At 41.3% G+C, this 12,374-nt stretch carries 14 protein-coding genes; 9 read left to right on the top strand and 5 right to left on the bottom strand.

Going from position 1 to position 12,374, the window contains the following annotated elements; genetic code table 11:
- Positions 1–12 precede the first annotated feature (12 nt).
- Genes FPZ43_RS02945 through FPZ43_RS02935 form a run of 3 tightly spaced genes read left to right on the top strand, consistent with a single transcriptional unit; the run spans position 13 to position 3,124 of the window.
- Positions 13–882: an HAD-IIA family hydrolase gene (locus FPZ43_RS02945; protein ID WP_146380343.1), complete on the top strand. Its 870-nt coding sequence runs from the start codon at positions 13–15 to the stop codon at positions 880–882.
- A gap of 5 nt (positions 883–887) precedes the next feature.
- Complete coding sequence (locus FPZ43_RS02940) at positions 888–1,928, top strand: glycoside hydrolase family 43 protein (protein WP_146380342.1); 1,041 nt, start codon at positions 888–890, stop codon at positions 1,926–1,928.
- Positions 1,928–3,124: an aldose epimerase family protein gene (locus FPZ43_RS02935; RefSeq protein ID WP_261380973.1), complete on the top strand. Its 1,197-nt coding sequence runs from the start codon at positions 1,928–1,930 to the stop codon at positions 3,122–3,124. Before FPZ43_RS02940 ends, FPZ43_RS02935 begins: the two co-directional genes overlap by 1 nt.
- A gap of 43 nt (positions 3,125–3,167) precedes the next feature.
- Here FPZ43_RS02935 and FPZ43_RS02930 read toward each other — a convergent pair whose 3' ends face one another.
- Positions 3,168–3,743 carry a nucleotidyltransferase family protein gene (locus FPZ43_RS02930; protein ID WP_186461745.1) on the bottom strand — a complete coding sequence of 192 codons (576 nt, stop codon included), beginning with the start codon at positions 3,741–3,743 and terminating at the stop codon, positions 3,168–3,170.
- A 154-nt stretch (positions 3,744–3,897) separates the two neighbouring features.
- Here FPZ43_RS02930 and FPZ43_RS02925 point away from each other — a divergent pair, with 154 nt between their 5' ends.
- From FPZ43_RS02925 to FPZ43_RS02910, 4 genes are read left to right on the top strand one after another with little or no spacing between them, the layout of a single operon-like run.
- Positions 3,898–5,091, top strand: coding sequence for a molybdopterin molybdotransferase MoeA (locus FPZ43_RS02925; RefSeq protein ID WP_146380340.1), 1,194 nt, complete (start codon positions 3,898–3,900; stop codon positions 5,089–5,091).
- Positions 5,092–5,107: 16 nt separating this feature from the next.
- Positions 5,108–5,590, top strand: a complete 483-nt coding sequence (gene moaC / locus FPZ43_RS02920; RefSeq protein WP_261380972.1) for a cyclic pyranopterin monophosphate synthase MoaC — start codon at positions 5,108–5,110, stop codon at positions 5,588–5,590.
- The gene (locus FPZ43_RS02915; RefSeq protein WP_222430913.1) at positions 5,571–6,746 is read left to right on the top strand and encodes an NTP transferase domain-containing protein; all 1,176 of its coding nucleotides are present in this window, start codon (positions 5,571–5,573) and stop codon (positions 6,744–6,746) included. Before moaC ends, FPZ43_RS02915 begins: the two co-directional genes overlap by 20 nt.
- Positions 6,736–7,782: a HesA/MoeB/ThiF family protein gene (locus FPZ43_RS02910; RefSeq protein WP_146380339.1), complete on the top strand. Its 1,047-nt coding sequence runs from the start codon at positions 6,736–6,738 to the stop codon at positions 7,780–7,782. Before FPZ43_RS02915 ends, FPZ43_RS02910 begins: the two co-directional genes overlap by 11 nt.
- Before the next feature lie 20 nt (positions 7,783–7,802).
- On the opposite strand, the gene FPZ43_RS02905 is transcribed toward FPZ43_RS02910, so the two are convergent.
- From FPZ43_RS02905 to FPZ43_RS02895, 3 genes are all read right to left on the bottom strand, one after another.
- Positions 7,803–8,222 (bottom strand): molybdenum cofactor biosynthesis protein MoaE, encoded by a 420-nt coding sequence (locus FPZ43_RS02905; protein ID WP_146380338.1) that lies wholly within the window; start codon positions 8,220–8,222, stop codon positions 7,803–7,805.
- A gap of 1 nt (position 8,223) precedes the next feature.
- Complete coding sequence (locus tag FPZ43_RS02900) at positions 8,224–8,466, bottom strand: MoaD/ThiS family protein (protein WP_146380337.1); 243 nt, start codon at positions 8,464–8,466, stop codon at positions 8,224–8,226.
- Between the two features lie 63 nt (positions 8,467–8,529).
- Positions 8,530–8,952, bottom strand: a complete 423-nt coding sequence (locus tag FPZ43_RS02895) for a secondary thiamine-phosphate synthase enzyme YjbQ (RefSeq protein ID WP_146380336.1) — start codon at positions 8,950–8,952, stop codon at positions 8,530–8,532.
- 413 nt (positions 8,953–9,365) lie between these two features.
- Between FPZ43_RS02895 and FPZ43_RS02890 the strand changes: the two genes are divergently transcribed.
- Complete coding sequence (locus FPZ43_RS02890; RefSeq protein WP_146380335.1) at positions 9,366–9,812, top strand: BLUF domain-containing protein; 447 nt, start codon at positions 9,366–9,368, stop codon at positions 9,810–9,812.
- Positions 9,813–9,981: 169 nt separating this feature from the next.
- Entirely contained in the window at positions 9,982–10,284 is a 303-nt protein-coding gene (locus FPZ43_RS02885; protein ID WP_146380334.1) for a hypothetical protein, read from the top strand.
- A gap of 12 nt (positions 10,285–10,296) precedes the next feature.
- Here the strand turns inward: FPZ43_RS02885 and FPZ43_RS02880 are convergent, their stop codons facing one another.
- Entirely contained in the window at positions 10,297–12,285 is a 1,989-nt protein-coding gene (locus FPZ43_RS02880) for a tetratricopeptide repeat-containing sensor histidine kinase (protein WP_146380333.1), read from the bottom strand.
- Between the last annotated feature and the right edge of the window lie 89 nt (positions 12,286–12,374).

Raw genomic sequence — 12,374 nt, 5'->3', positions numbered from 1 at the left:
GATCAAAAGTGGATGAAACGTATAGAAGATTTTAAATCAATTATTGACCGTTACGAAGTTGTTTTTTTTGATGCATTTGGGGTTTTAAAAAACCATTCGGGCTTGTTATCAGGCATTGGTCGCACGTTTGACTATCTGGCCCAACAAAAAAAGGAATATTACATCGTCACCAACGATGCATCGCGCAGTCCCTCGGAACTGGCAGAATCATATCATAAAAAAGGACTGCATTTAATTACTGCTGATAGAATCATATCGTCAGGACAACTGACAAAAGAGTACCTCGACCTGAAAGTTGACGGAGGTATTGTAGCCTATCTGGGTACCGATGAATCTGCCCATTACATTGAAAGCGCTGGTTTAAAAACGCTTCCGGTACGCGATGTAAACAACTCCAATATTGATAAAGTAAATGCCCTGGTCTTTCTGGACGATGAGGGTTTCGACTGGTTTTCAGATCTTAATAAGGCGGTTAATATATTACGTAGGCGCACAATACCTGCAATTGTTGCCAATACAGATCATGCCTATCCGGTATCATTAACAGACGTAGCCATCGCCATAGGCGGCTTATCCAAAATGGTTGAAACCATTGTAGGTAAAAAGTTTATACGCTTTGGCAAGCCGGATTCGCAAATGTTTATGTTTGTTTATGATTTGATACGCAGCTATCGCGAAATCAACAAAAAGCAAATTGTAATGGTAGGCGATACCTTACAAACCGATATTATTGGTGGCAATAAGTTTGGGTTAGATACCGTGCTGGTGCTATCGGGCAATACCCGGCCAGATGATGCCGAAAGCTGGATTTCGGCAAGCGGCATTGTACCAACTTATGTATGCAACAGCGCAGTATTAGGGCCCGAAGCTTTAAACTTATAATTGAAATGAAAAAGATTCTTTTAAGCTTAATTGTAAGCTTGTTTATAAAATCTGCAATTGCACAAGCTGTGCCGGGGCAAACGTTCACCAATCCACTGTTACCCTCGGGTGCCGATCCATGGGTGATATATCATCAGGGATATTACTACTACACAAATTCGCTTCAGAACAAATTAATGATCTGGAAAACCAAAGATGTGTCGCAACTTGCTAATGCAGATAAGAAGACTGTTTGGGAACCACCTGCAGGCAAGGCTTACGCAAAGGAACTTTGGGCACCCGAGTTACACTACATCAACCACAAATGGTATATGTATTTTGCTGCCGACGATGGCGACAATAATAACCACCGCATGTATGTGCTTGAAAACACCAATGCCGACCCAATGAAGGGCCAATGGGTATTTAAAGGGCAGGTAGGAGATGCAACCAATAAGTGGGCTATAGATGGCTCTGTATTTGAGCACAAGGGTAAACTTTATATGATTTGGGCAGGTTGGGAAGGCGATGTAAACGTTCAGCAGGATATATACATTGCTAGGATGAAAAACCCCTGGACCATAGACGGCTCGCGATCAAAAATATCAAGCCCTTTGTTCGATTGGGAATTACACGGCGATTTGCCAGGTAACCCGTCTCACGTAAATGTTAACGAAGGTCCGCAGATTTTAATGCATGGCAATAAAGTGTTCCTCATTTATTCAGCAAGCGGATGCTGGACGGATTTTTATGCGCTGGGCATGCTTACCGCATCGGCAAACAGTGATCTTACTAATCCTAAATCTTGGGTTAAATCCAAACAACCTGTATTTAAGCAAGCGCCGCAAAACGGCGTATACGCACCGGGCCATAATTCGTTCTTTAAATCGCCAAACGGTAAAGAAAACTGGATTATTTATCATGCAAATTCGGAGCCCGGTCAGGGTTGCGGTAATAAGCGATCGCCAAGGATGCAGCGCTTTACCTGGAAAGGAGATGGTACGCCCGATTTTGGTATCCCTGTAAAAGCAGGCGAGCCATTAGCCAAACCCGCATCTAACCAATAATGAACAACAAAAATATTATGCAAACATCTATTAAAAACACATCTTTGGCTGTAGCTATTGCTTGCAGCGCTGTTTTTGCATCCTGCAATCAATCAGCCAAAGAAACATCTACAAAAATGACCGATAGCACCATTACCGCCATTAGCCTGCCGGATACAGCAGCTTTCCAAAAAACTATTAACGGCAAACAAACCCATTTATACATTTTAAAGAATAAGCACGGAATGACTGCTGCGGTTACCAACTACGGCGGCCGTATTGTGAGCCTGTTTGTGCCTAACAAGGATAGCGTAATGACCGATGTTGTGCTTGGTTTTGAAAGTGTTGAAGGCTTTGAGAAATCCAAAGAACCTTACTACGGTGCAACTATCGGCAGGTTTGGTAACAGGATAGCCAAAGGTAAATTTAAGCTTGATGGCAAGGAATATACACTTGCCACAAATAATGGCTCCAATACTTTACACGGCGGCCACCCGGGTTTTCAGGAAGTGATTTGGGATGGTAAACAAATTGACCCATCAACGCTGGAGTTAAGTTACCTTGCGAAAGATATGGAAGGTGGTTTTCCGGGCAACTTAAAGGTAAAGGTTACTTACCAAATTACCGATGATAATGCTATGAAAGTAAGCTATGAAGCCACTACCGATAAAACAACAGTGGTTAACCTAACCAATCATGCATTTTTTAACCTTAACGGCGAGGGTAGCGGCACCATACTTGATCACCTGGTGCAAATACATGCCGACAACTACACCCCGGTTGATGCTACTTTGATACCAACAGGTAAAATAGAAGCAGTAGCCAACACACCTTTTGATTTTACTAAGCCCGAAAAAATAGGTAAACGTATCAATGATAAAAATGATCAGTTAACCGACGGAAAAGGTTACGACCATAATTTTGTTTTAAACAAGCACGATTTAAGCACAGCTATCGCTACCGTAGTTGGCGACAAAAGCGGCATTAAAATGGAAGTGTTTACCGAGGAGCCTGGTCTGCAATTTTACAGCGGTAACTTCATGCAATCGCAAAATATGATGAAAGGCGGTAAGAAAGATGATTTCCGTACATCATTCGCAATGGAAACGCAACACTATCCCGATTCGCCAAACCAATTATCGTTCCCAACAACGGTGTTAAAACCCGGCGAAACTTATCGTACACAATCTATCTATAAATTTTCGGTAGCGAAATAAGCAAACAAAAAGAGGCGCATCATGCGCCTCTTTTTGTTTATAACTACCTGAAACGCTCCCAATCTTCTGGTGTGTCAATATCAACCTCCCCAAGCGGGAAGTCAATCGGTTCAACATCATCAGCGTGCTGCTGTATCAAATTGCGGGCGCCTTCAGCTCCTTTAAGTGCTATTAAATACGGAAAGTACTTTGCTTTAAATAACACTGGTGCACCTAACGTATCGTTGTAGTGGCTTGCTATTATGCCTTTATCGTTTTGAGCCGCATTCACGATTTTTAACAATAGATCGGCATCAGCATAGGGCTGATCGCACAACATAAATAAGGCCGAGCTTATTTGTAAAAAGTCTGTACGCAGTTTTTCAACGGCCAGCCTTACAGATGATGCCATCCCTTCGGCCCATTCAGGATTGTAAAGTATGGTTACAGGTTGATCTTTTATTGAAAACTCGATTGACTCTCTGTTGGCGCCCAAAACAACTAACACCGTATCAGATACTGCCATCGCATGTCTTATGGCGTTTTGCAAAAGGCTCTCGTTAGGGTGATAAGTAAGGTTTTGCTTGGGCAAACCAAAGCGGGTAGATGCCCCGGCTGCAAGTATTACTATAGCATTCATGATAATAAGATTTTGCATGCAGACTAACGCCTGCGCCTATTTAACACCGATGCGTAACTAAAGTTCCCGATTACTTACATAATTGCAATAAGTTGAAGTTTATTAGGTATTAAAACGTTTAACTTTACCATGCAAACGCAAACACACCCGCTAAATGATTACTGTAGAAGAAGCCGAACGAATAGTATTGTCGCAGTTGCGTGATTATGGTGTGGAGGCTATCGGCTTCGAGCATGCGGCGGGGCGCATATTAGCTGAGGATATTGTGGCCGATAGGAATTTGCCACCATTTAACCGTGTTACGGTGGATGGTATTGCAATTAGCGCACGGTCTTTTAGCAGCGGCAACTGGCATTTCAAAATAGCAGGTACGCAAGCCGCAGGCGACCAACCTTTAAACATTACTGCCGGAGATGAATGTGTCGAGATCATGACAGGTGCTGCGTTACCGCCATCAGCTGATACCGTTATAAGGTACGAGGATATTGCTATCAAGGACGGCTTAGCTGAAATTAATATCGAGGATATTTCAATAGGACAAAACATCCACTTTGAAGGTGCCGATAAAAAGCGGGGTGACGTTTTAGTAAAAGCTGGCAGACAAATTACTGCTCCAATTGTCGGCATTGCTGCATCGGTTGGTAAAGCTGAATTAATGGTAAAAAAATTGCCTCGAGTGGTTGTTATTACCTCAGGTGATGAATTGGTAAACGTAGAGGATTGCCCGGGTGACTATCAGATAAGAAGATCCAACAACTATACGGTAAGCGCTGTTTTACAAAAGCAAGGCGTTGCGGTAAGCACGTTGCACATACCGGATGATGAACTGGTAACCGAACAGGTACTTGAACAATGCATTAACAATTATGATGTATTGATATTGAGTGGTGGTGTATCCATGGGGAAATTTGATTATATCCCTAAAGCGCTTGAGAACTTACAAATTACAAAGCTGTTTCATAAAGTAAAACAACGCCCGGGCAAGCCTTTTTGGTTTGGCGGGCATGCAAATGGGGCGGTGGTATTTGCGTTTCCCGGTAACCCTGTGGCAACGTTTATGTGCCTGCATAAATACTTTTTAAATTGGCTTTATGCTGGGCTTGGTGTGTCTGTAACTAAGCCGATATATGCGGTATTGGCAAGCGACTTTGCCTTTAAGCCCGATTTAAGTTATTTCTTACAGGTGGCATTGAGCCATGATGAGCAAGCAAGACTAGTAGCTACCCCTGTTGAAGGCAATGGTTCAGGAGATTTTGCTAACCTGGCAGATAGTGATGCTTTTATTGAGTTACCCGCCGGCCGGGATAACTTTATGGCCGGAGAGCTGTTTAAAGTAATAAGTTTTTAAAACGAGGAAAGATAAATTGATAGAAGAAAAATTTAGTCATTTAGATGCAGCCGGCAAGCCTTCCATGGTTGATGTATCTGCCAAGCAGGTTACGCATCGTACAGCCACGGCACAAAGTGTTGTTGTATTGCCCAACGTAATACTTGATCAGTTTGTTAACGGCGACTTTAATACAAAAAAAGGTTCTGTTTTCCAGACGGCAGTTATTGCTGGCATTATGGGTGCAAAAAAAACAGGCGAGTTAATACCGCTTTGCCATCCAATAGGCATGGATAATTGCGACATCAGTATCAAATTGAATGATGACAACGAAGTTGTAATTTTATGTACCGCCAGCATCACCGCTAAAACAGGTATTGAGATGGAAGCATTGGTAGGTGCATCTGTAGCGGCTTTAACTATATATGATATGTGTAAAGCGTTAAGCCACGATATTGTGATTAAAGAAACTAAGCTGATATCAAAAACAGGAGGGAAGCGTGACTTTGCACGGACATAAAAAACATGCAGCTATCGCCCAACCTGCTTTGGGTAATTTTGCCCGTAACGAATGGGCTTTTATGGGCAGCACTTGCAATGTAATCAAGTCACTTGCCGAAGGTTTGACAGAATCGCTATCTGCAAAATTTATGGTGGCTTACGCCGATACCACGCACGATGACGATGCAAAACTACCCGGCAGACTAGCAGCAGGTGCTTGCCTTGAATTTACCGATCAAATAAATTTCAGCCAGTTGATCTACAAGCAGCCTATAACGCCGTTTATGCAACGCCAGTTGTTTTCAGATGCTGACATAGTGTTTGTAAACGGTAACCACCAACAAGCAAAAGCCCAGGTAGTTATAATAGATGATAATAAAGTTGAATCGTTGCGAAAACGCGTTGGCCAATTAACCAAGGTGGAACTTTTTATTTTAACCGATAACGGAACTGAAGTCTTTGATTTTTTAAAAGAGGTAGTACCTAGTTGGCAAGAAGTTCCCGTTTTAAAAATTACCGACCTGCCTGCATTAATTACATTCTTTGCTGGCAAACTCCAAACCAACAAACCCAAACTTAAAGGGTTGATACTTGCAGGCGGTAAAAGCGAGCGAATGGGGCAGGACAAAGGCAGGATTGATTGGCATGATAAACCGCAGCGTTACTACGCAGCCGACCTTTTGAAAAACTATTGCGATGAGGTTTATATATCTTGTCGGGACGAGGAGCAAAAGGAAACCATTCAATTCGAGTACAGTACCATCACTGATACGTTTACAGGTTTAGGACCTTATGGTGGTATCTTATCGGCTTTTCGCCACGATCCCGATGCAGCTTGGCTTGTACTTGCCTGCGATTTACCCTTGGTTGATAATGATGTTTTACAATCCTTAACAGCTAATCGTAATACTGCCAGGATTGCTACAGCGTTCAAAAACGCTGAAAACGATTTCCCGGAGCCATTGATAACTATTTACGAGCCTAAAGCGTACCCGGTGCTTTTGCAATTTTTGGCTCGGGGCTATACGTGCCCCCGCAAGGTACTTATCAATACGGATGTGGAATTGTTGCCATCGCCAGCCAATAACGTTTTGGCGAACGTAAATACGCCTGAAGAAATGGAGCAGATTCAATCTATTATTCGGAACAGTAATGTATTGCAAAATGCAAAATAACTTTGAGCGATACAGTTGCCAAATGGCGTTACCTGGTTTCAGTGAATCGGCCCAACAAAAACTGAAGGATGCAAAGGTTTTGGTTATTGGGGCAGGTGGGTTGGGTTGTCCGGTGCTTCAGTACCTGGTGGCATCAGGAGTAGGTACAATTGGTATTGCAGATGGTGATACAGTGTCGGTATCTAATTTGCATCGGCAAATCCTATACGGGCCAGCTGATGTGGGCAAATCAAAAGTGTCCGTTGCGGCAGAAAAGTTGAGAGCGCAAAACCCAGATGTAGCTATACAGGAGTTTGGATATTTAATTGCTCCAGATAATTCAATTGAACTTACTGATAAATATGATGTTATTGTAGATTGTACCGATAATTTCGAAGCAAGATATCTTATCAACGATACTTGTGTCATAGGCAAAAAGCCACTGGTTTACGCAGCCATTTATCAGTACGAAGGCCAGCTTGCCGTTTGGAACCTGCCGGCTTACGGAGGGCTATATTCGCCTAACTACCGTGACCTTTATCCGGATGTAAATACTTCGCAGGTGCCTAACTGTTCGGTTGGGGGCGTTATACCGACGCTTGCCGGCATTATGGGCAGTATGCAGGCTAACGAAGTGATTAAATACATTACAGGTACAGGTGATTTACTTACCGGCCGTATTTTGATTTTTGATGCTGCAAGCATGCAAAGCCGGGTAATTAAGATTGGTGACGTAACTAAAACCAGTATCACACAGCTACCACAAAATGCAGCTCTACCGTTAATATCGTTCGATGAATATAAACAATTAAGCTCGAAGAAGCAGACAACATTAATTGATGTACGCACACTTGCCGAAAGGGACCTGGAAGATATCGGCGGACTACATATCCCGCTTGATGAACTTGAAGAGGGGTTGCCTAACTTAAATCAAGATAACCTTCTTGTATTTTACTGCGCCACCGGCAAACGCAGTGGAGAAGCGGTTAAATTACTCACTAAACACTATCCAAATATTGATGCGCGGTCGCTGGCAGGTGGGCTCCAGGGAATGTAAATCAGGGTGGTGCTTATTCCTTATGGATGCGCCGCTACCCAAACCTCGCCATCTTCAAAAAACTCCTTTTTCCAGATTGGTACGGTTTGTTTTAAAGTATCAATAATGTAACGGCAAGCATCAAACGCGGCATCGCGGTGGGCAGCAGAAACGGCTATTACAACGGGTATTTCCCCAACTTCTAAGGCACCTGTGCGATGGTGTATCAGCACCTTTTGCAAATTCCATTTACTTAAAGCCTCATCAGCAATTTTATGCATTTCTTTGATAGCCATCGGGGCGTAAGCTTCAAATTCAAGCTTAAAAACGGTCTTTCCCTTTGTGGCGTTACGCACTGTGCCTATAAAAATGTCTATTCCACCGCTCTCAGAGGTAGTTACCCAGTTGATGCATTTACCAACATTTATTTCGTTATCGTATAATTGTACTTGTACCTGCATATCATCCTCCACTTACCGGTGGTATAATAGCAACTTCGTCACTGGCTGAAAGTATTAAATCATCAGCAGCATATTCATTATTAACTGCAACCATGTATGATTTTAAGGCTTTGAACTTTGGATAATTCAGTTCGATTTTTTCTTTTAAAATAGAGACTGGTGACGCTTCGTTAACTGCGACAGTTACGGAAGATGCTCCAAAAATATCTTTGGCAATCCCAAAGGCTAATAGTGTTATATCCATATAAATTATACAAATATGCGCTTTATCAGCATGGAATAATAAACGGCACATCAATTTTTAAATTTATTGTCCCCACGCTGTGATCACGATCGAGCGATGACCGCCATGATTGCGGTGTTCGCAAAGGTAAATACCCTGCCAGGTGCCTAATGCCAGCCTGCCGTTATTTATTGGGACTATTACCGAACTGCCCAACATGGCTGCTTTCAAGTGGGCAGGCATATCATCATCACCTTCATAATCGTGGCGGTAGTCAGGGTCGCGCTCCGGAACGGTCTTGCTGAAATACATTTCAAAGTCTTGCCGTACAGTAGGGTCAGCATTTTCATTTATGGTTAGCGATGCTGATGTATGCTTTATAAAAACCTGGCAAAGCCCTACGTTAATCTCATTTATTTGTGGCATTGCCCGCAAAATATCCGCGGTGATGATATGAAAGCCACGTTTACGCTGATCAAGGAATATGTTATTTTGAAAAATTCTCATCTCGGTTTTTAATTTGGGGTTAAAAAACAGTTTTTATCTGATTATAAGTTAACAACTATTAAATCTGTTTCAATCATTTTTAAATTGTAAATAACTGTATTTAAGTAATTTATAAATTTTGCTCTATCTTTTAAAAACTAAAGTTTTATATTAAGCGTAGTTGGGTCGACATGATTATTTATTGATTGAGCCTTAACTCAAAAGCTTCTCTCGCAAATACTCAGGCTTAAATTTTACGGAATAATCGTGAAATTTGCTTCAAAACCTGCCTTTCCTGCATTATCCTTTGCTTATTGAAGCTGTTTACTCACATAATAGCTACATGACAATTATAATACAGGATATTCCATTTTTTGTTGCAAAATATACGTTTACTCCTGTTACATTATTTCAAACAGTAGTTTATCTATTTTATGTATTACTTGGTTTATATTAGCGCCGCTTCAAAGCTAATGGATGATTTTGAGTTGAGTGAAATTTTAAAAACTAGCAGGCAAAACAACAAAGAACGAGATATTACCGGAATGCTATTATATAGCGAAGGCACCTTTATGCAGGTACTTGAAGGCGAGGAGCATGATGTGATAGCTCTTTATAATAAAATTGAGAAGGATGACCGCCATAAAGGCATTATTAAGTTGGCAAGTGGCCAACTGGATGAGCGCATTTTTGGTAGTTGGTCTATGGGCTTCAAATCTGCCACATCACAAGAGTTTTCTCAAATAAGCGACTTTGCTAATTCACAAAATGCTGGGTCGTCAGTGCACCCATCAGTTGCCATGCTCAAATCATTTTTTGAGAATAATGCCATGCAGCTTTGCGTGTTTGCAACAGTTTTTGGAAGCAACTTTGTTTTTTGATAGGTGTAGCAAAAGGCACAGTCAACCTGTGTCTGTTCATTCATATCAAAATCCCCAATATCGACCAATGTTACCAGCATATTAATTTTCACTTGTCTAGTTATAAAAATTAAAACTTGTTGAAACAAGTGCCCATCATTGCAGTTATTCAATTATAAAAATAAAAGCTATGGTAATCTTAAAAGTTGGAAAGCAAGATCAAGACGAAAATCAGATAGAAATTGTTTCGGAAAGAGGCGTTTGGGGTAGTGGCATTTATAATTTATTCAAAGCAAAATTTTTAAACGCCTTGTCGCCTCGTGAAATAACGAATGAACCAACAGATAAAAATGACCCTTCATTTTTAGGTGAAATTCATGTTGATAGCGAACGAGAAAAGTGGGAATACAAAGGCAATAAACTTAACGCATCTGTTTTAAAAGAAATTGCCGACTTTATATTGGATTACAAAGCACCTGATGCGGTTTATTAATATAAGCTTGCGCTAAGATATCGAACCCGCATTTAATGTAATTGAAAATATTGAACCTTCACCGGGGGCGCTCTCAACAGAAATGCTGCCCCCGTTAAGTTCAGCAAACTCTTTACAGAGAAGCAGACCTAGGCTGGTGCCTTTTTCATTACCTGTGCCCCTGGTGCTGATATTATCGATATTGAATATATTGTTTAGCCTTGCCGGTTCAATACCAATACCTTTGTCCGCTACACTAATTACTACTTGCTTTAATGCTCTGTTATAATTAGAAGTCACCGTGACATTCCCTCCATATTCGCTGTATTTGATAGCGTTGGAAAGCAAATTACGTATCATAAACTCGAAGTGATCAATATCAGCCACTACTGCAACGTATTCCGCTACGTTGTTTTGGATTTCGATCGCCTTGTCTTCGGCTACGCCTGATAAAAAGTGAATAGTTCGGCTTACAATAGGCTCAATTGCAAACTCAATTTTATTGAGCGGTGTACCCTTAATTTGTTTTTGTCCCCAACGCAGCAGGCTATCCAGCGTTTCTAATGATGCGCGGCTCGTAAAGTCCAGTTGCTCGAGTATCTTATCACGCTCCGGGCCGGTCAAATCAGGCTCATCAATAATCTGCAGCATATTGATGATAGATATAAATGGCGATCTGAGATCGTGACCAAGCACCGAAAACAATTTATCTTTTACCGTATTAGATTCGTTCAGTGCTGCGTTTGTTTTATTCAGCAGGTTATTTAGTTGTCGTGTTTTAAAGTAAAAAAATACAACAACCAGTAAAACCACACACAGGCCTGCCAAAAACACATTTGTTATTTTACGCTCCAGTTTCTCCTTATTATTAGCAAACTTCAATTCCTCAACCTTAGCTTTAGACTGGTTCAGCTCGTAATCGGCCTGCAAACTTGCTATCTGGGCCGACATCTTTTTATAAAAAAATTCGTCAGCCAATTCATATTGCCGCTCTTTGGCATCAAAGGCTGCCTTGTAGTTTTGTTGCAATTTGTATAGCTGTGCTATTGCCTGCAGTTCGTCAATTTCTTCTTTATGCGCACCTTTACTTTTCGATAATGCCAGCGCTTGCTGCCAGTAATCCAATGAAACGTGCGCATCTATTCTACTGTAAGTTGTAGCCAGTCCGGTAAGCGTTTGTATCTGCCTTATATAGTTATTTATCTTCTTAGCCTTTTCAAGCGCTTGTTTCTGCAACTTTATGGACGTTGCTATATCGCCCGATTTAGCATATACCGAAGCGAGGGTATTGGTAAGCGTTATATTCAATCCCTGATATTGTTTCACGTTACTCAAGCTTATACCTTTATGTAAGTAAGGCTTGGCTTTGTCTAGTCTGTTGGTTTCACGGAGAGAAATACCGATATCGTTAAATAAATTAAGGCTCAAATTTGAAAAAGGTACCTCGGCATTCAGTTGCTCAGCCACCTTATAATACTTCAGCGCTTCACCATATTTCTTTTGCCCGGCATAAGCTTCGCCAAGGGTTATATAGGCTTCCATTTCGCCGGGTTTACTTGCGTTCGCTTTACTAATTTGTAGTGCCTGTAAAAAATATTCAATGGCTTTATCATAATTGCCCTTTCGCATCTCAACAACGCCGAGCCTGATGTTAACTGCTGCCATGCCCTTTTTATTGGCAGTTTTAGTGTATAATGCTAAAGCGCTTAAATATTTTCGGCGCGAATCATCAAACCGGCCAACGTTATCATCTATCATACCAAGCTGATTAAGCATCATTGCCTGGCCATTGGTACTTTTATATTTCCGGGAATAACTTAATCCTTGCTGAGCCAAGAAGAGGGCCGAGTCGGGCTTATCATAACGGTATTGAGATATCAATTTGTTATATTGGTCAATCTTTACCTGAACGGTATCGCTATCAACTGTTTGAGCCGAAACGTTGTTACTTGCAGCTACGAAAATAGCCAGCAACAAAAGTAACACGCGTTGATAGTAAAAAGATAGCCTTGAAATAATCACAATAGTAGTAAGCTATGAAGTGGGCATTCATAACCGTAACACAAATATATTGATTAATAATTTTTTACGAGTTAATTATTTTGATTGAT

The sequence above is a fragment of the Mucilaginibacter pallidiroseus genome (genome assembly GCF_007846085.1).
In the GTDB taxonomy this organism is placed as follows: Bacteria; Bacteroidota; Bacteroidia; order Sphingobacteriales; family Sphingobacteriaceae; genus Mucilaginibacter; species Mucilaginibacter pallidiroseus.
The sequence above is the reverse complement of the archived record's forward strand: the minus strand, read 5'-3'. Positions and strand labels throughout refer to the sequence as shown.

Excerpts from the sequence above, each read along its gene's own strand:
- FPZ43_RS02945 (WP_146380343.1), top strand. The coding sequence starts at position 13 with ATGAAACGTATAGAAGATTTTAAATCAATTATTGACCGTTACGAAGTT.
- FPZ43_RS02940 (WP_146380342.1), top strand. The coding sequence starts at position 888 with ATGAAAAAGATTCTTTTAAGCTTAATTGTAAGCTTGTTTATAAAATCT.
- FPZ43_RS02935 (WP_261380973.1), top strand. The coding sequence starts at position 1,928 with ATGAACAACAAAAATATTATGCAAACATCTATTAAAAACACATCTTTG.
- FPZ43_RS02930 (WP_186461745.1), bottom strand. The coding sequence starts at position 3,743 with ATGAATGCTATAGTAATACTTGCAGCCGGGGCATCTACCCGCTTTGGT.
- FPZ43_RS02925 (WP_146380340.1), top strand. The coding sequence starts at position 3,898 with ATGATTACTGTAGAAGAAGCCGAACGAATAGTATTGTCGCAGTTGCGT.
- FPZ43_RS02910 (WP_146380339.1), top strand. The coding sequence starts at position 6,736 with ATGCAAAATAACTTTGAGCGATACAGTTGCCAAATGGCGTTACCTGGT.
- FPZ43_RS02905 (WP_146380338.1), bottom strand. The coding sequence starts at position 8,222 with ATGCAGGTACAAGTACAATTATACGATAACGAAATAAATGTTGGTAAA.
- FPZ43_RS02900 (WP_146380337.1), bottom strand. The coding sequence starts at position 8,466 with ATGGATATAACACTATTAGCCTTTGGGATTGCCAAAGATATTTTTGGA.
- FPZ43_RS02895 (WP_146380336.1), bottom strand. The coding sequence starts at position 8,952 with ATGAGAATTTTTCAAAATAACATATTCCTTGATCAGCGTAAACGTGGC.
- FPZ43_RS02890 (WP_146380335.1), top strand. The coding sequence starts at position 9,366 with ATGTATTACTTGGTTTATATTAGCGCCGCTTCAAAGCTAATGGATGAT.
- FPZ43_RS02885 (WP_146380334.1), top strand. The coding sequence starts at position 9,982 with ATGGTAATCTTAAAAGTTGGAAAGCAAGATCAAGACGAAAATCAGATA.